Origin of the sequence: Synechococcales cyanobacterium T60_A2020_003 (assembly GCA_015272205.1) — a bacterium.
In the GTDB taxonomy this organism is placed as follows: Bacteria; Cyanobacteriota; Cyanobacteriia; order RECH01; family RECH01; genus JACYMB01.
This window is the reverse complement of sequence record JACYMB010000300.1, coordinates 1-17,797: the sequence shown is the minus strand read 5'-3', so window position 1 is coordinate 17,797 and position 17,797 is coordinate 1. Positions and strand designations below refer to the sequence as shown.

14 protein-coding genes and 1 pseudogene are annotated in these 17,797 nt (G+C 51.7%); 5 read left to right on the top strand and 10 right to left on the bottom strand.

Annotated elements, in window-relative coordinates; all coding sequences use genetic code 11:
* Positions 1 to 187, bottom strand: a 187-nt coding sequence (locus tag IGR76_14835; GenBank protein ID MBF2079751.1) for a transposase, incomplete at its 3' end; no start/stop codon positions are given.
* A 266-nt stretch (positions 188 to 453) separates the two neighbouring features.
* Here IGR76_14835 and IGR76_14830 point away from each other — a divergent pair.
* The 3 genes and pseudogenes from IGR76_14830 (at position 454) to IGR76_14820 (ending at position 3,878) form a co-directional block, all read left to right on the top strand.
* Positions 454 to 1,017, top strand: a complete 564-nt coding sequence (locus tag IGR76_14830; protein MBF2079750.1) for a CAP domain-containing protein — start codon at positions 454 to 456, stop codon at positions 1,015 to 1,017.
* Between the two features lie 20 nt (positions 1,018 to 1,037).
* Positions 1,038 to 1,675, top strand: a pseudogene (locus tag IGR76_14825) (NADPH-dependent F420 reductase).
* Positions 1,676 to 1,823: 148 nt separating this feature from the next.
* The gene (locus tag IGR76_14820; GenBank protein MBF2079749.1) at positions 1,824 to 3,878 is read left to right on the top strand and encodes a thioredoxin domain-containing protein; all 2,055 of its coding nucleotides are present in this window, start codon (positions 1,824 to 1,826) and stop codon (positions 3,876 to 3,878) included.
* A gap of 69 nt (positions 3,879 to 3,947) precedes the next feature.
* Here IGR76_14820 and sigC read toward each other — a convergent pair whose 3' ends face one another.
* The 7 genes from sigC to IGR76_14785 all read right to left on the bottom strand — a co-directional run bounded on the left by sigC (position 3,948) and on the right by IGR76_14785 (position 13,837).
* Entirely contained in the window at positions 3,948 to 5,192 is a 1,245-nt protein-coding gene (gene sigC, locus IGR76_14815) for an RNA polymerase sigma factor SigC (protein ID MBF2079748.1), read from the bottom strand.
* 447 nt (positions 5,193 to 5,639) lie between these two features.
* The gene (locus IGR76_14810) at positions 5,640 to 7,184 is read right to left on the bottom strand and encodes a DUF697 domain-containing protein (GenBank protein ID MBF2079747.1); all 1,545 of its coding nucleotides are present in this window, start codon (positions 7,182 to 7,184) and stop codon (positions 5,640 to 5,642) included.
* Between the two features lie 93 nt (positions 7,185 to 7,277).
* Positions 7,278 to 7,529, bottom strand: a complete 252-nt coding sequence (locus tag IGR76_14805) for an RNA-binding protein (protein ID MBF2079746.1) — start codon at positions 7,527 to 7,529, stop codon at positions 7,278 to 7,280.
* Between the two features lie 240 nt (positions 7,530 to 7,769).
* Entirely contained in the window at positions 7,770 to 10,088 is a 2,319-nt protein-coding gene (locus tag IGR76_14800; protein MBF2079745.1) for a transglycosylase domain-containing protein, read from the bottom strand.
* Positions 10,089 to 10,398: 310 nt separating this feature from the next.
* Positions 10,399 to 11,409, bottom strand: a complete 1,011-nt coding sequence (locus tag IGR76_14795) for a glycosyltransferase family 2 protein (GenBank protein MBF2079744.1) — start codon at positions 11,407 to 11,409, stop codon at positions 10,399 to 10,401.
* 247 nt (positions 11,410 to 11,656) lie between these two features.
* On the bottom strand, positions 11,657 to 13,375 hold the full coding sequence (locus tag IGR76_14790; GenBank protein ID MBF2079743.1) for a diflavin flavoprotein: 1,719 nt from the start codon (positions 13,373 to 13,375) through the stop codon (positions 11,657 to 11,659).
* A gap of 168 nt (positions 13,376 to 13,543) precedes the next feature.
* The gene (locus tag IGR76_14785) at positions 13,544 to 13,837 is read right to left on the bottom strand and encodes a DUF2470 domain-containing protein (GenBank protein MBF2079742.1); all 294 of its coding nucleotides are present in this window, start codon (positions 13,835 to 13,837) and stop codon (positions 13,544 to 13,546) included.
* Between the two features lie 458 nt (positions 13,838 to 14,295).
* Here IGR76_14785 and IGR76_14780 point away from each other — a divergent pair, with 458 nt between their 5' ends.
* Positions 14,296 to 14,928, top strand: coding sequence for a DUF2807 domain-containing protein (locus tag IGR76_14780; protein ID MBF2079741.1), 633 nt, complete (start codon positions 14,296 to 14,298; stop codon positions 14,926 to 14,928).
* Between the two features lie 36 nt (positions 14,929 to 14,964).
* Here IGR76_14780 and IGR76_14775 read toward each other — a convergent pair whose 3' ends face one another.
* Both IGR76_14775 and IGR76_14770 read right to left on the bottom strand, forming a co-directional pair.
* Positions 14,965 to 16,560 (bottom strand): PAS domain S-box protein, encoded by a 1,596-nt coding sequence (locus IGR76_14775; GenBank protein MBF2079740.1) that lies wholly within the window; start codon positions 16,558 to 16,560, stop codon positions 14,965 to 14,967.
* 255 nt (positions 16,561 to 16,815) lie between these two features.
* Positions 16,816 to 17,106: a hypothetical protein gene (locus IGR76_14770; GenBank protein MBF2079739.1), complete on the bottom strand. Its 291-nt coding sequence runs from the start codon at positions 17,104 to 17,106 to the stop codon at positions 16,816 to 16,818.
* A 202-nt stretch (positions 17,107 to 17,308) separates the two neighbouring features.
* On the opposite strand from IGR76_14770, the gene IGR76_14765 reads away from it, so the two are divergent.
* Positions 17,309 to 17,764, top strand: a complete 456-nt coding sequence (locus IGR76_14765) for a hypothetical protein (protein MBF2079738.1) — start codon at positions 17,309 to 17,311, stop codon at positions 17,762 to 17,764.
* Positions 17,765 to 17,797 lie beyond the last annotated feature (33 nt).

Sequence of the window (17,797 nt, the reverse complement as noted above, 5' to 3'; positions counted from 1 at the left end):
CTTTGACGGTCGCCATTGTTTGAATCGCAAGGTCACTATAAAGAACTGACGCGCCGGGTTTGCCGCTCAACTCCTCGACCACCCACTGCCCCAGCACAGATTCTTCGATCCAGAAGGTGAGGCTTCCCCTAGCCTTCAATCCAGCGTTATACTCTGACCAGTTGCGGATGCGGTATTGAGGTTTCATGGCAGGTTTTATATGTGATAACTGAAATTTACCATGCCTCTCCTGCCCGCAACCCCTCTTTCATGCAACAACGCCTGTGGTAACTGAAATTTACCATGCCTCTACCCTTCCGCAACCCCTCTTTCATGCAACAACGCCTTGGTAGATTGTAAACACTGACGTGATTTCTCAATAGGCGTAGGCTATACTCCCTGGTATGCCCTCTCCCAATGTAGATCAACTCATTAAACCAGGGGGTAACGCCTGTGAATGCTTCATATCAAGGTATGCGCCGAACGTCGTTGCAGAGTTCGGGACTAACGGATAGAGCGAATGTATTTGACAACTCTATCGATATAACAAGTCGTCGTCACTCATCATTTAACCAATCTGACGTAAGAACTGAGAGTTCTGGTTTAGGCTTGAGCCGCACACTTGGACTCAAGAAGCTTGTAAACGGAGTATTGCGAATTGTAAATCGCAAGCGTGAACAAGCAGGTCTAAAACCTCTTAGTCTGAACTCTAAGCTGACAAAAGCAGCGCAAGCCCACACCAAAGATATGGCGGTCAATGACTTTTTTAGTCACACGGGTTCCAATGGGTCATCGTTGGGCGATCGCCTCCAACGGGTGGGGTACAGCTACTCCTATGCGGCAGAAAATATTGCAGCGGGGTCTTCAACGCCCAAAGGGGTGATGAAGCAGTGGATGAATAGCCCTGGCCATCGCGCTAATATTCTCAGCCCCAACGTGACTCAGATTGGAATTGGTTACTACTACCAGCCGAATGATGGCGGAACGACTCCCTACGGATACTACTGGACGCAGGATTTTGGTAAACCTTGGCAATAGTTAAGTCGATGCTTTAGGGTGTGTCTACAGCGTTTCGTTTCGAGAGGGATAAGAGTGTGAAGATTGCGTTTATTGGGATTGGACAGGTTGGATCAGCCTTGGCGAGAAATTTGCAGAAAGCAGGGCATCAGGTCACCGTTGCGGCGCGGGATCCCAATTCCAAGAGCGTTCAAGCTGCCCTCTCGAAATATCCAGATTTGCAGGTTGCCGATCCCCAAGCGGCGATCGCTCTTGCGGAGGTTGTTTTCCTAGCCACACCCTTTGCTGCGAATCAAGCGGCCTTAGCGGAGGCTGGGGATTTATCCGATTATCCGACAAAATCCTGGTAGATTGCACCAACCCTGTAGGGGCGAATCTGTCCCACGGTTTGGACAGCCAACAATCAGGGGCGGAGTTTGTGCAGGGGTTAGTGCCTACAGCGAAGGTGGTGAAGGCGTTTACGATCTACGGCTTTGAAAATTTTGAGGATTCCCGATATCCCGGCTATGGCGACTTAAAACCCGCGATGCTGATCGCAGGGGATGATCCAGCGGCTAAACAGGTGGTGGCTTCTCTTTGTGAAGATTTGGGGTGGGAACCTGTTGATACCGGAAACTTAGCTATGAGTTTGCACTTAGAACACATGACCCTGCTGTGGATTCGGATGGCGCGGATGTAGGGATGGGGGGCTGGATTTGTATGGGCGATGCTGCGGCGCTAAGCGTTGACGAAATTCTCAAGGGGTGATTGCCAGGAATTGAATGCGATCGCGCTAGACTTTGGGAGGGTTCTCCGTGGGAGGCTCTGTTGAGTTCAGTGATACCTTCATGCCCAATCGTCTTGCTGCTGCCCAAAGTCTTTATCTGCGAAAACATGCCGATAATCCCATTGATTGGTATCCCTGGGGCGAGGAAGCACTCACCAAGGCGAAGCAGGAGAATAAGCCGATTTTTCTATCCATTGGCTACTCTAGCTGCCACTGGTGCACGGTGATGGAGGGGGAAGCCTTCTCCGATGGGGCGATCGCCGAGTACATGAACGCGCATTTTGTACCGATCAAGGTAGATCGTGAAGAACGTCCAGACCTTGACAGTATCTATATGCAGGCGTTGCAGTTGATGACGGGGCAAGGGGGATGGCCGCTCAACGTCTTTCTATCTCCCGATGATCGGGTTCCTTTCTATGGAGGAACCTATTTTCCGGTCGAGCCTCGCTACGGCAGACCCGGATTTTTGCAAATTCTCCAAGCGATTCACCAGTTCTACCACTCCGAAACGACGAAGTTGAAGTCCGTTAAGTCTGAAATTTATGAACGCCTCCACAGTGCTGCAACCGTGGAATCTCCCGGCAACCTGGAGGCGGGATTGCTGCGGACTGGCTTGGAATACTGTGCTGGCATTCTGAGTCATCGCGGTAACGGTCAAAGTTTTCCCATGATTCCCTATGCCGAGACCGCATTGCGCGGTGTGCGGTTCCAGTTTCCGGATGCGAAGTACGAAGCAGATAAAGTTTGTGTGCAGCGAGGGTTGAATCTTGCTTTGGGCGGAATTTATGATCATGTGGCTGGCGGATTCCACCGCTATACGGTCGATCCCACCTGGACGGTGCCCCATTTTGAAAAGATGCTCTACGATAACGGCCAAATTGTGGAGTATCTTGCCAATCTCTGCGCGGCTGGGGCGCAGGATCCCGCCTTTGAACGGGCGATCGCGGGTACGGTGCAGTGGCTGACTCGCGAAATGCGACCGCCCGATGGCTATTTTTATGCCGCGCAGGATGCTGATAGTTTTATCACGCCGGATGATGCAGAGCCGGAGGAAGGTGCATTTTACGTGTGGCGTTATAGCGACTTGAAGGACATCCTGAGTGATGAAGAACTGGCTGAGCTGACCGCCCAATTTATGATCACCGAGTCGGGCAATTTTGAAGGTCAGATTGTGCTTCAGCGTAACCAGCCTGGAGAATTGAGTGCGATCGCTGAATCGGGTTTACGCAAACTCTTTACCGTTCGCTATGGCACACCACCAGAGGAAACGCCAAGCTTTCCCCCTGCCCGCAACAACGCCGAAGCCAAAGGTCAGAATTGGCCGGGGCGGATTCCTGCTGTGACCGATACGAAAATGATCGTGGCGTGGAATAGCCTGATGATTTCGGGTCTGGCGAGGGCTGCCGCTGTCCTAAACCGACCAGACTATCTAGCTTTAGCCGCGCAGACCGCCCAGTTTATTCTGACGCATCAACGGGTGGGCGATCGCCTCCATCGGTTGAACTACGACGGTTCAGTCAGTGTTCTAGCCCAATCGGAAGACTATGCGCTGTTCATCAAAGCGTTGCTCGATCTGGATCAAGCCAGTCTGACCCTCGGCATTCCATCGGACTGGATCCCGCCCGCGATCGCCCTGCAAAATGAGTTTGATCAATTTCTCTGGAGCAGTGATTTGGGCGGATACTTCAACACTGATGCCCAAGCCGATTTGGTGGTGCGGGAACGGAGTGCCGAAGATAACGCGACCCCCTCTGCTAATGGAGTGGCGATCGCCAACCTGATCCGATTGGCGTTGATTGCCGAAGATCTCAGTTATCTGGAGCGAGCCGAGCAAGCCCTGAATGCGTTTGGTGTTTTCATGACCAATGCGCCTCAAGCTTGTCCCAGCTTGTTTGTGGCGCTAGACTGGTTCCGCAACTACACGTTAGTCCGCACCACTCCCGATCGGATTCGAGTTTTAGGATCGCAGTACGTCCCGACGGTTGTTCTGAAGCATGAGCCTGACTTACCGGCCGGGGCGATCGCCCTTGTGTGCCAGGGATTAAGCTGCAACGAACCTGCCCAAAGCACCGACCAACTCCGCGATCAGTTGATGCAGAGTACCTTGCGGGCATGATGCCAAAAATAAAGGCAGATCCGTGAAGATCTGCCAGAGATTCGCGAGGATATTAATTCAAGCAACGGCTTAGCTTAGCGCTTCCAGATAATCTCGAATGCGGTTACGGCGTTTGGGCTGGCGCAACTTTTGCAAAGCTTTGGCCTCAATCTGGCGGACTCGTTCGCGGGAGAGATCCAGCGCTCGGCCAATTTCAGCCAGGGAGTAGGGATGATCATTACCGAGTCCGTACCGCATCTGGATGACATCCCGTTCGCGAGTGGTCAGATCCGCCAAAAGCTGCTGTAAATCTCGGTGCAGGGATTCCCGCATGAGCAAATCTTCGGGAGACTTCTCATCGGTTTCCACCAGTTCGCCCAGTTCCGTATCCCGCTCTTTACCGACCTTCGTTTCCAGAGAAACCGAGCGTGGAACCCGCGTCAGCACCTCCCGCACTTGATCGGGAGTCATGTCCAGTTCCGTCGCGATTTCGCCAACGGACGGCATTCGCCCCTTCTCTTGGGAAATTTTGCGCTGCGCTTTTTTAATCTTGTTCAGCTTCTCGGTGATGTGAACAGGTAGACGGATAGCACGGCTTTGGGTGGCGATCGCCCGTGTAATGCCCTGCCGAATCCACCAGTAGGCATAGGTGCTGAAACGGTATCCCTTGGTGGGATCAAACTTTTCAACGGCTCGCTCTAACCCCAGCGTGCCTTCTTGAATCAGGTCTAGTAGCTCCAGGCCACGATTCTGATATTTTTTCGCGACCGAAACCACCAAGCGGAGGTTGGCTCGGATCATGTGATCTTTGGCCTTGATCCCTTCGTTCCGGATCTCCTCTAGCTCGGCAACGTTTAACTCGGCAACCTCTGCCCAGCGCTGCTTTCCTGCTTTCAAGGCTGCGTTAAGCTCATCGACTGATAGCCCTGCTTCCGCCGACCAGCGCTCCTTGGAGGGACGGTGCGCCAGCATCACCTTCAGGCGATCGCAGATATTCACTAAATCGACATAACGCTGCATCACCGGATCGGATTCCGCAGCCTCTTGCCGTAAGTCTAGCAACCCCATATATCGCTGGACTCTCTGAGCCTCAGCCACTTCTTCATCGCGCCCAAGTAGGCGGACTCGCCCAATTTCTTGTAGGTAAATTCTGACTAAGTCGGTAGTACGGCGACTCACTCCTTTCGTGGCGGAGGCACCAGCGGCTTGCTCTCGTTCTAGTTCCAGCAGATCGGCATCCAGAGATTCTGCGGAGAAGTTGGGAGGTAGATCCGCATCAAAGCTGGAGGTGTTAGAGAGATCATCATAGGAGGCGTCAAATGCGTTAGCTGGCATAATCGTCGTCTCAGTAGCTCCAGGTAGGGTGACAAACTGCATCAGGAGTATGAGAAAGGAGAGCGACCTAACTCCACTGATGGCAGCAAACGTGAGTTCGTGAGTGGTTCCAAATTTAACCTAGGGTTCAATCTGGACGGGAGTAAACAGCTCTAAAATTAATCTGTGGTTGTATTACTGCTTACGGCTAGTATTCCCAAGATTCAGGAACAAGTAACAGTAAAAAAAGTTCCAGATGTAAACTTTTCTTTAATTTCTTAGCCATTTGGATGGGAGAGTTGCTAAGCGAAGGTGGACTATTACACCAAAATGCGAGTTGAACCATTAGCCAGGACTGTCCTACGGATCTCTACAGGCGTGATCACCCCAATTCCTGAAGAGGTCACCGAGTTTTTGGATGACGAGATCTCGGTTTCAAAGGCAAGCCCTGGGATACGCCATAATTCACTATCGCTGCGAGGCTTGATCGGCAGATGAATCCTCCGCATTGGTCAGAGGAATTAGCACCCGATCGACCGCTTCTTTCACAAATAGGCGAATAAACTCATCGCGGCGATTGAGTTGGAACTGCTCTTGCACGACTTCGCTCATGCCGCCATCGCCCCAGTCCTGATCATTTTCAAAATATTCAATAAAGCTTTTGCCCGCAATGCGGGTGAGATAGGCTGTGGTGATGCCCTGGATGGCTCGCCCAATCACGAAGGTTCCGGCATTGGTCTGTAAGGCGAGGGAGAAAATTTCGATCGCCCCTTTAAGAACCCCCAGCCCAATCATGGTTTTGGCTAGGGAAACCGCCAGTTCTTTGCCACTGTCCAAATCAAGGTCACACCCGTAGATCTTGCCCAATTCCACTACCATCTGGGCATTTACGGCGGCAGCGGCCAACAGGTCTACGCCCGGTAACAGCGTCACCGCCAAAACCCCAGCCCCCACCCACTGAAAGCGATCGACCACTTTCTCGGCCTGTCGTCGCCGCTGTTCGGTCAAGATGCGCCGCGTTTCTTCGGTTAATCGCTGCGATTGGAGCAGAATATTATCGGCAATTAAGTCTTCGCCTTCGGTGCGGAGGACGGTGGCCATGCGGCGAAGCAACGGCACAATATTAGGCTCCGGCTGCACGGTTTCCCCGGTGTCAAGCTGAACGGGTGCTGGATTTGCGGCGATCGCCACCACATCGTCAGGAGAAAGGCGATCCTGCCCGTACTCGTACAGCCGTTGCCGCAGCGTGTCTCGATCGTCCGGCGGGTACAGGTCGGTTTTGTTCAGGACAATCAGTACCCGCTTGCCCATGTCCAGGAGCGATCGCAAGAGTTGATATTCCGATTGCCGCAAATCGCCATCCACCACGAACAGTAGCATCACCGCTTCTGTCGCCAATGTCCGAGCCTGAGTTTCCCGATCCGATCCCTGAACCCCAACTTCCAAAATGCCGGGAGTGTCGATGAGCTGAATAGTGCGTTGCAATCCCTTGAGGCGAAGCTTGTAGGCTTGAAAAACCTGGGTAGTGCCCATCGACGCACCGACTTGTCCGGCAATGCGTCCTAAAACAGCGTTCACAAGCGACGTTTTACCTGCCGACCCCGTACCAAATACGACCACCGTCAGATCACCACGGGCAAGCTGTGCCTCAATTTCTTGCGATCGCTCCAGCAGGGCTTCCTGGGCAATCTGATCCTCAATACCTTGAACCTGTTGATGAATAGCATCCAGCGAAAAGACTGCTGCTTCACTTGAAGCAGCAGGACTTGAAAGGTGCGATCGCCGTTGGCGCTTCCGTGTTGAGGTACGCCGTAGCCCTAGCACCGCGTACAAAACGACCGCAATTAGGCCAACACACAAGCCAACAATTGCCCAAACCAACACAGCCGCAAGCATGGGCGAAGTGGGTGCAATGCTTGCATAGATTTGGGCTAAGGTGACCGCTAGCCACAGCATCATGATCAGCATCACAATGCCGCCGCCGATGAGCAGAGCTAATCGAGAACGAGACATGAACCCAGAATGCTGAACCCAGCACTCCTGATGGTGCTAACTGCGTCCCTTACCCTGGAACGCAAAAACCAACTGATGATGAACTCGTCGAAACTACCGACGCTCGCGAGGTTTTGCCTTGTTCACTTTAAGCTCACGACCCAGCCATTCAGCCCCGTCAAGCTCTGAAATTACTCGATCCTCATTGGCTTCGTCCTTCATTTCAACAAAAGCAAAGCCGCGCTTTTTCCCCGTCTCTCGATCAGTGGGAAGGCTGATCCGGGAAACCTCACCGTATTCCGCGAATACCTCCCACAAGTCTTCTTCAGTTGCCTGGAAAGACAGGTTGCCAACGTAGATAGTCACGATCGTCTCCGAACAGAAAATTGATAAATGTACTTTGAGAACTCTAAGCCTGCTGGTGCAGATCCTAAAGTTCCGCCTACACGCTACATTGCTGCAATCATAGCCCAAGGATCAAGCGATCGCAGTAGTAGCCTCCTAACATTTCAAATAAAACTTTATAAAATTTCCGCAGATTCTGGCATGACCAGGGAAGAAAGTTGGAGTACGGATAGATTTTTGTCTATGGATTTAGGCGATCGCCTAGGGCAGTATCCGTTTCATATAGTCTCCCCAAATTTGTGCGGCTTGGGCGCCGCTGCCAGAGGTGGGTACAATTTCATCATTCCCCAGCCAAATGCCTGTTGTCAGGGAATATTGAGGAACGTAGCCAATAAACCACATATCAACGTTGTCGTTCGTGGTTCCGGTTTTGCCAGCTTCTCCGAGACCCAGATAGGCATTTCGCCCTGTGCCGCTACTGATCACCCCCTGTAATAAGGTCGTCATTGTTTGGGCGATCGCCGGATCGAGAACAGGCACGTTGGCTTCGGCATCCCGCTCGTAGTCATAAATGACGCGACACGTTGACCGATCGTCAGGATTTTCGCAATCGCTACTGTCGAGAATCCGGTTGATGGTGTGAGGGCGATTGCTCACGCCCTCGTTGGCGTACACGGCAAACGCTCCTGTCATTTCCATCAAGGTCACTTCGCTTTGCCCCAAAATTAAGCCCGGAACTGGATTTAGCTCGGAGTCAATTCCCATCCGCTTTGCCGCGCGAACCACATCGCCCAGTCCCACATCCTGAGCAATCCGTAGCGCGACCACATTTTCTGATAGGGCTAGCCCTGTATACATATCCATCGAGCCTCCACCCGATCGGCAACCGCTAAACTGCTGTCCTTCCCAGACGAAAGGACTACAGGAATAGGTCGTGCTAGGGGAAATACCCTGCTCTAGCGCAGCAGTATAGGCAAACACCTTGAAGGTTGATCCCGGTTGGCGCAGAGCTTGGGTGGCGCGGTTAAACTGACTTTCCTGATAGTCTCGCCCTCCTACTAGGGCCAGCACCCCCCCCGTGCGGGAGTCCAAGGTGATGAGTGCTCCTTGGGAATAGCCCGAAGCTGCCCCCATTGAATCAATCGCATTGGTTAAGGCCGATTCAGCGCGGGGCTGGAGGCTTAAATCCACCGTACTTTCAACAATGAAGTTTCCCTCACGGGCAAGCTGCGTACCCAGCAGTTCTTCCAGTTCCAGAAACACCTGACTGTAGAAGTAGGGGGCGCGCGTGCTTTGCAATTCTTTAATCGCTTCAGGATTAATTTCAATGCGCGATCGCCGTGCCCGCTGTGCCTCTTCCGCACTCACCTTGCCCAGCACCACCATCCGATTCAGAACGCGATCGCGCAGTTCGACGGCTGTTGCATAGTCCTGCACAGGATTAAAGCTATTGGGAGCTGGCAGAATGCCCACGAGGGTTGCCGCTTCTGAGAGGCTTAAGTCCCGCGCTGATTTCCCGAAGTAGAACTGAGCGGCGTCTTCAAAGCCGTAGTTGTTGCCTCCTAAAAACACGCGGTTCATGTAAGTCAACATCAGGAAATCTTTGCTGTAGTAGGTCTCTAGCTTGAGGGCTACTACAGCTTCCCGAAGCTTTCGGGTAGCACTGTCCTCTGTGCCCACATATTCCCGGTAAATGCTGCGAGCCAACTGTTGGGTAATTGTGCTTCCGCCTTCCCGAATTTCCCCTCCTCGAATATTAGTCAGTAAGGCTCGCAGCGTCCCGATGGGATCAACGCCCATGTGCCAGTAATAGCGGGAATCCTCGGAGGCAATGATCGCATCGGGCAGATACGGCGAAAACTCCGATAACGACTTTAGTTCCAAATGGGCACGACTCGGCGCTTCTGGCACCAACGGCTGGTCATCACGGGAATAGACTACAACGGGGCCTTGAACCGACTGCGGCAGAGGACGCACCTGAAAGCGTTGCCACTCCATTCCAATCCAAATCGCGGTCAGCGCTGTGGCTCCAGTAAACCCGTAGAGGCTGTACCGGACGGCTTTGACATACCACGGGGGTGGATTTGAAAACCGCACCTGCACGGCATTGGCAAGTTCCGGTGGCCCCAAGGTTAGCACATCCCCATCGCGTAGCGGCAGAGACTTGATGCGGCGACGCCCCAGGTACACGCCATTCGTCGAGTTTTCGTCCTTCACGACAAACGGGGCTTTCTTTTGGCGACTGTCGCGAGATACCGACAGGTGAATTTGGCTCACGACCGGATTTCGCACTACGATATCGCAGGACTTGGAACTGCGTCCCAGTAGATAGCGATCGCCCAACAGCGGATATACGGATGGATCGGGGGTATCTGCATCCTGGATGTGCAGTTCTGGCACGCGGGCATTGGGTTTGAGCCGCAGCTTAGAAAAATCGACCCGAGCGTACATCGTTTGTACCGCTTGGGTAATGGAACCCAAAATCGTTTTCGGTGGCCCCGGAGGTGCACCTGGATTGGGTACATTGCTCGGGGGTGGGGATGAGCCGTTGGGTTTCTGCGGGGGTTGAGGTGATGCCATGCGTGTTCACATCAGGGGCGTACAGGAACCTTAAAAATACTGGAACCTTTAAGATTCCAGTAGCTTAATACGAACCATTCTAAAAGCTATTGCTCGAATGGATGGAAATCATCAGGACACTCTCTGGACTGTGCCTCGCTCATGGAAGTGCGATCGCAGTTCTGGAACCGCTACAGATGGGATATTAAGGGGCGATCGCGCCAATGATACATTACTGGAACAGGCCGTTTGCCCCACGATTATTCCTTGAAAATTGTGCTCGCGATCTCCGCACTATGCTCAGCGCGTCAGCCGTGGATTTAGGACGGTTTTACTCACCAGAGCCAACCACTTCCCGCACACGGTAAATCGGTCGTCCTTGAGATTCGTGGTAGGTACGAATTAACAGTTCCGCCAACAAGCCAAAGCAAAAGAGTTGGACTCCGGTTAGAAATAGCACGACAGCAAGAATCAGAAGCGGGCGATCGCCAATACTTTGACCCAGGCCAAACTTGAGGAATGTCAGGTAAATACCCAAAAGGAAGCCCACAATCATCGAACCAAGGCCAAAAAAACCAAATCCGTGCATGGGTTTAGTCAAAAACTTCTTCATAAAGAAGATTGTCATCAAATCCATCATGACGCGGAAGGTGCGACCCAAGCCATACTTACTTTGCCCAAACTGGCGCGCATGGTGCAGGACGGGCATTTCGGTAATGCGTGCCCCTTCGATGTAGGCCAGCGCAGGCAAGAATCGGTGCAGTTCACCATACAGGTTCATATCGGCAACCAGCTCAGAACGGTATGCTTTAAGGGAACAGCCGTAGTCATGAAGCCGCACTCCCGTGACTTCCCCAATCAGCCAGTTTGCAATACGAGAGGGCAGAAGACGGGTCAAGGCAGCATCTTGCCGATTTTTACGCCATCCGCTGACTAGGTCATACCCTTCATCCAACTTGTTCAGTAGTCGGGGAATATCGACTGGATCGTTCTGCAAATCTCCATCCAGGGTGACAATGGCACGGCCTTGAGCATAGTTAAATCCCGCTGCCATGGCAGCAGTTTGTCCGTAGTTGCGGCGCAGAATTACCGCGCGGGTATCGTTCCGCTCTTGAGCTTGGTTTCTCAGGAGATCGGTTGTGCCATCTGTAGAACCATCATCTACGCAAACAATTTCATAGGTCAAAGGCTGAGTCCGCATCACAGAGGCGATCGCTTCTAGCAATGGAATCAGGCTCTCAACCTCGTTGTACACCGGAACAACAACGGATACGTCAACTGAGGTGCTCATTTGGCTTAATCCGTTAGATGACGTTTGGGTTGCAAGCGAAGATGATTCCATACGTAGAAGCAATCGACTAGGAAAAGATTGTGCGTGTTTAGCCCGGAATGGCACAGTTCGTAGCGGGTCTTATTTTCTAACTTGGCAGAAAGACCTGCGTATGAACTGCCTATGAGTTAACCATAGTTTGGCGACTCTGGAAACTGGGTCTTGGGCAAACCAGGAAACGGTAACGACAAACTCAATAGGTGTGGCAGCAAAACCACCACACCCACGGATTCAGAATCCTAAGTCAAACAACGACAGCCTAGTAGTAATTGCCAATCTTACGGTGATGGACAGCCGTTAAGGACTCTGGCTTAGACACCTTTCCAGCATTGACCTCGCTATACACAATCCAGTGATCGGCACATTCCATGCGACTGAGCACCGTACATTCCATGTAGGCGAGGGCATCGGCCAGAATCGGGGAATGATTTTCGGCAGTCCGGGTTTTGATGCCTGCAAACCGATCGGCTCCCGGCGGGAACCGCTTCAGGAAATGCTTCATCAGATCCTGATAGTTTCCTTCCTCTAGGACGTTTAGGACGAAGCGATCGCCCACTTGCATCAGCGATTCAATCGCTCGATCCTTGGCGACTGCAATCGTAACGCCGAGGGGTTCGAAGCTGGCCTGGGATACCCACGACGCCAGCATCGCACCGCTAAGTTCCCCTTTTGCTGCCGTGATGATGTACAAACCGCTGCTGATTCGCCCTAGCGCCTTTTGCAAATCCACATCAATGGATTTCACCTGCTTGATGGTGCGATCGCACGTGAGCATCTGCCCTAGGTCGGTTCCGGCTTCTTCGCAGAGCTGATAGGTTGCTTCGGTGGGAGTGTCTTTCACACGGATGGCAGGAAACGCTTCAACCAGTTCCAATTCGCGGAAACGGCTGACGAGCGTATCAATGGGTTCATCATTGCCACCATAGGATTCAAAGAGTCCAATGGCCTGTTTGGCATGGGCAGCGGCTAGAACCGTACTGAGCGATGCCTTGGTTTCACTTGCGCCGACAGGGGGCATGCCAATGACAAGGGCTGCCGCGTGCCCCACCAACTCGTTCACGTCTTGGGGATCGGCGTAGCGGAGATCCATCATTTCCACCGCAACTCCGGTTTTGGTGATGCCCTTGGCGATCGCTTGCGAGAGGCGATCGCTGTAGCCATAGTCCGACACGTAGAATACGGCAGTCGTCGTTTCCGCTTTTGCTTTTTCCTGACTCCAGCGACGATAGCGATCGGTGAGTTCCTGGACATTGTGATAGAGTAGGGGGCCGTGGCCGTTGGCAATGCGGGTAATGGGGCCTAAATCATCCATCCGCTTCATGGCAGAAAGCACCGATCGTGCGTTGGGTGCCATAAGGCATTCATAGTAAAAGCGGTAGTCCGGCTCAATGGTAGACAGATCCTCATCAAACGTGGCGTCACTGCAATAGTGCATCCCAAACGCATCGCAGGTAAATAGTGTTTGGCTTCCGGCATCGTAGGTAAAGATGGTGTCTGGCCAGTGCAGGTTTGGAGCCATCACAAATTGCAGAACGTGCCCGTTGCCTAAATCAAGGGTGTCGCCGTTTTTAACAATTTTTTTCTCAAAAGGCTGGTGAACCAGATTTTCTAGAAACTGAATGGCGACTTTTGAACCCACCACCGTTGCCTGGGGTGCGATCGCCAGAACGTCATGAACCAGACCGCTATGATCCGGCTCGGTGTGGCTGATGATCAGATAGTCGATCGTGGTGGGATCGACGAGTCCTTTCAATGTGTCCAGGTAAAGCGTCCGAAACTTTTCGTGGGAGGTGTCCACCAGAGCGGTTTTCTCGCCGCGAATCAGGAACGAGTTGTAGGTGGTTCCGTTTTGTAGCCCAAACTCAATATCGAAGCGATCGCGATCCCAGTCGAGGGAGCGAATCGTGACCGTATCCTGAGCCACGTCTGCCGTTTGAATTGTGAGGCGACGCTCTACGCGATCGGTGAGTGCAACCATGCAACCTCCTCCCATTTACCGATGTAACACCACCTTTATCTTGCGACAAATTTAGTAAAAATAGGGTCGGCAATTCTTATCGGAAGCGTAATGTAACTTAATGTTCCGCGATGTCTTTCTCGCGGGGGGCGGCATGAGGTAAACATCTTCAACCCGTGAATCGCCAGATTAGTCCTTAGATGCCAAGGCGACGCGAGCCTGTCTCACCATCGCAATTAAGGTTTGATGGGCATCTTCGGAATCTTGGAGTTCATGGTCAAAGGCAATCCGGACAGGCTGCCAGGTTCCGGCGACCTCAACGTCAAGATCCATCCCGGTTGGATCAATTCGACGCATTTGGGCTGCAGTCGCATCCGGAAGTCCGGCAAACGCCTGGGCGTATAGAACGATCGCATCGGCATGGTCATCGTTCATGTGCTTGCAAATGCGATCGCTGATCTGGGGGGAAAGTAAATCGGCCATAGAACTCTGCTAAACGTTGATGGGGATGGTGAGTTACATCAAGGGATGGGTTTGGAACAGATAGAACCCAATACGGAAGAGACTTACAGCAATAAAGGTAATCAACGCAATGCTAATCAATACGTTGATGGCATCAACAACTCGTTTCATAGAACTCTTTCGAACTGGGCGATCGCCAATGGTTGAATATTCCCTTGATTCTCTACGGAACCAGGAACCTTGGCAATGGATAGATTAATCTAGGTCGCCCTAAGGTCAGACGGTCAGTTTCCAAAAACTGACACATATGGCTTGCGTTTGGTAGGTTTTTCGGTCATAAATTGAAGTCACATCTATCCATGGGTATTTCTGCCCAGGTAGTATGCTTTCCTATGAAAATCCCAAAGTTCATTGCTTTGTTCCTACTGGTATTGACCTTAATAGTGGGTTTCGGCTCGTTGCGCAGGACAGGCGAGCTTGTGGCTTACAGTCAAGATTTGGAGGATGTTCACCAGGTTTCGTTTAGCGCGATGGGCGAACTCGTTGTTACCCAGGGCGATTGCGATCGCCTTACGGTGTCTGCCGAGGAAAGCCTCCTCCGAGATTTTGACATCGTTGTAGATGATGGGGTGCTTTTTATCTCTCTAAAGGACGTTCCCCCTGCATCTGCCAGATCCATTCAGTTCAACCTGACTGTTCAGGATTTAGATCGCGTAGAGCTATCTGGATTAGGGAATATCAATGCTCGGCTATTAAATTCAGCCACGTTTAATGCAGATGTAAGTGGGACAGGCACCCTGGCTATCGATCATCTCACGGCAGACCATCTGGTCGTCAATGGAAGCGGCGCTGGACGCATCCAAATTGCAGGCCAAGTTGTTGATCAAACGGTGATGCTGTCGGGAGCGGGTCAGTATCTTGCCTCAGACTTGCAAAGCGAGTCGGCCACCATCGATCTCAGCGGGATTGGCAACGCTGTTCTGTGGGCAACAAACCGCCTAGCGATTCAGCTAAGCGGTGCAGGCCAGATCCAGTATTACGGTTCACCCATCGTTAGCCGAGACATCAGTGGCAGAGGAGTAATTGACTACCTTGGCAAAACTCCGACCTGAAGCCTCGAAGGACAGAACCGGGAGAAGACTCAGATTTCAGGAACTTAAGTCAGCTTTGCCCTTGGACGGACGACGCCCATTGAGCCAGTAGGTTTCCATGCTGCCTTTGCCCTTGATCAGAATGGCTCCACGGGGCGTAAATAGATAGCGATCGCGCAACACGTTATAGATATCTTCCGTCACTTGAATGCGGCCAGCCTCTCCCTGGGACTCCATCCGAGAGGCCACATTTACCGTATCGCCCCAGAGGTCATAGCTAAACTTTTTGGTGCCAATGACCCCTGCAATCACCGAACCCGTGTGAATGCCAATACGAAGTTGAAACGGTTTGCCTCGGGGCGCAGAAAATTTTTGAATGGCGTCTTGCATATCCAGCGCTAAGTCGGCGATCGCCTCTGCATGTCGAGGATTATGACTTGGGATTCCAGCAACGGCCATGTAGGCATCACCAATGGTTTTCACCTTCTCAATGCCATAGCGTTCCACCAACTCATCAAAGCTTGAAAAGATTTGATTGAGCAATGTCACCAAATCAGACGCAGGCATTTCTGATGAGAGCTGCGTGAAATTGACCAAATCGGCAAATAGAACCGATACATCTGAAAAGGTATCTGCAATGCTTTTGTATCCCCGCTTGAGTCGCTCTGCGATCTTTTGGGGAAGAACGTTCAGCAATAATCGTTCCGCTTTTAGTCGCTGACGGCGCAGTTCTTCCTCAGCGTAACGTCGTTCGGTAACATCTGTAACGCTGCCTTCGTAGTAAAGCACTTCTCCTGAGCCATTTCGAACAGTGCGAATATTCTCTGAAACCCAAATAATGCTGCCATCTTTGCGGTAGACCTGAGACTCAAAATCCAACACCTCATCATAGATTTGGATGTAGGCATTTAGCTCTTCATAGCGCTTTGGCTGCATGTAGAGCGTACTCATATCGGTGACCGATTGCATCAAATCATCAGGTGAGTCGTAGCCATAAATCTTTGCCATCGCAGGGTTGACGCGCAAATAGCGGCGATTGGGGAGGCTTTGAAAAATCCCTTCAATCGCATTTTCGAAAATACTGCGATACTTTTCTTCCGTTTCGCGAAGAGTAGCCTCCACGGCCTGCCGTTCTCGAAGAAATTGCTCATGTTGTTGATATTGGACGAGCGATCGCTCCACTTGGCCTTTCAGTTCTTGATTTTGAAGCTCAAGCGTCTGAACCTTGTTTTCTAAGGTATCAACGAGCTGATAAAGGTTGGCCTGCTGTTGGTGAAGGGCCAGTTGGTGGGCAAGACGAGTCATAACGTCATGGCGATCGAACGGATACACGAGGTAATCCGCTCCGCCCACCTGAAAGACTAGGCTGCCGTCTAACGTTTGTTGCTCTGTCGCAATAAAAATTACGGGAACCCGCCAGAATCTGGCATCCTTTTTGAGAAGGCGACAAATGTTGTAGCCATCCAGGCCGCCAGGATCGGCGGATAGAAATATTGCATCGGGTCGCTCTTCCTGAATAACGGCGATCGCCGTTTCGTCATTAACGGTAATGCTCTGGGAAACCCGGTACTCGTTTTGCCCAATCAGCGCCTCTGACAAGGCTTGAGCCAGAGTAAGTTGACTGCTGACCACCAAAACGTGCAGGTGCGCCACAGAACAGAGGGAATCTCCCACCTGCCTATCTGTCGTTTGTGGTGTTCCAGCAACTTCCTTCATGCGGTGCGTACAACCATGAACGTTGATAGTTAGTTTATAGCTCTATAGCAACCCTGCAATGAATAATGAACATCCGGGAAGTTCCGTGCTTAAAGAAAATGTAGCTCAATAAATGTGTACTTCACTACATGTGGACGCTGTAGTTTAATTCACGGCGATTGCACTGAACTAGGTAGATAACTTTTGAATTAATCATGAATTCAGGGGAGTCGGTGTCCAATCTGGACAAGAATCGTCTTGATGCCAGCCGTAGGGGTGAAATCCACAAATTAGCATGGATCGATTAAGACGACTGTAGCCGTACGCAATGCCGTGATAGTGTTCGCATCCCTCACAAGCTTTCGGGCGTGACGTACCGCAATCCACAAACCCAATTTGCGATCGCAGAATATGCCGCTTGCTTTGGAGTCGATGCCAGCGGGCATGATCGGCTTTGCGGAAGCGGTAATTAGCCTGACGAAATGGATCGTGAGCACCGTCCATAAGTTTTTTGACAGGGGTTGAGGTTTGGCAAGCCGTTAGCGGACTATATGTTTAGGTTACCCATGAACACTTACGGAATTCTTTAATGATTAACGTTTTGTAGCTTGGTTTTGTTGACGTCTACGATGCATCCAAGTTGATGCGTTGTGATCTGTACACCCTCCCTTGGTCATCCCTCTGCTTGCAATCCTCTATATCCTCCATGCCTTCTTCTAGTTCAAATCTTTTACCTGAAACGCCGCAAGATGCTCCCCCTTTACTACCAGAGCTGATCGAGCATCTTCCTAACCTTGCAGGATGGGAAGCCTACCTACCCAGCACGAAACGATTACCCATTGCGCGATCGTCTCAGCCTTGGGACATGCAACAAATTAAGGGCGTTTTTGCGATCGCCCTTCACATGCATCAGCCCATTGTTCCCGCCGGGGAAAACGGCGAGTTGATTAGCTACTTGCAGTATATGTTTGCGCATCCTTTTGAGGGCAATAACTTCAACGCTGGTGCTTTTACCTACTGCTACACCCGCATTGCCGATTTCTTGATAGCCATTACAATGACAACGGCTAGACTAAAAAATTGCGTTTCCCCCTTGACAGAGTCCGGTATAGAACTGCTAGGATTACTAAGGCTAACGCAATGGGGTGTCGCCAAGCGGTAAGGCAGCGGGTTTTGGTCCCGCCATTCCTAGGTT

Coding starts and splice junctions, on each gene's coding strand:
- IGR76_14765 (MBF2079738.1), top strand. CDS start 17,309: ATGCCTTCTTCTAGTTCAAATCTTTTACCTGAAACGCCGCAAGATGCT.
- IGR76_14770 (MBF2079739.1), bottom strand. CDS start 17,106: ATGGACGGTGCTCACGATCCATTTCGTCAGGCTAATTACCGCTTCCGC.
- IGR76_14800 (MBF2079745.1), bottom strand. CDS start 10,088: ATGGCATCACCTCAACCCCCGCAGAAACCCAACGGCTCATCCCCACCC.
- IGR76_14795 (MBF2079744.1), bottom strand. CDS start 11,409: ATGGAATCATCTTCGCTTGCAACCCAAACGTCATCTAACGGATTAAGC.
- IGR76_14820 (MBF2079749.1), top strand. CDS start 1,824: ATGCCCAATCGTCTTGCTGCTGCCCAAAGTCTTTATCTGCGAAAACAT.
- IGR76_14790 (MBF2079743.1), bottom strand. CDS start 13,375: ATGGTTGCACTCACCGATCGCGTAGAGCGTCGCCTCACAATTCAAACG.
- IGR76_14785 (MBF2079742.1), bottom strand. CDS start 13,837: ATGGCCGATTTACTTTCCCCCCAGATCAGCGATCGCATTTGCAAGCAC.
- IGR76_14810 (MBF2079747.1), bottom strand. CDS start 7,184: ATGTCTCGTTCTCGATTAGCTCTGCTCATCGGCGGCGGCATTGTGATG.
- sigC (MBF2079748.1), bottom strand. CDS start 5,192: ATGCCAGCTAACGCATTTGACGCCTCCTATGATGATCTCTCTAACACC.
- IGR76_14830 (MBF2079750.1), top strand. CDS start 454: ATGCGCCGAACGTCGTTGCAGAGTTCGGGACTAACGGATAGAGCGAAT.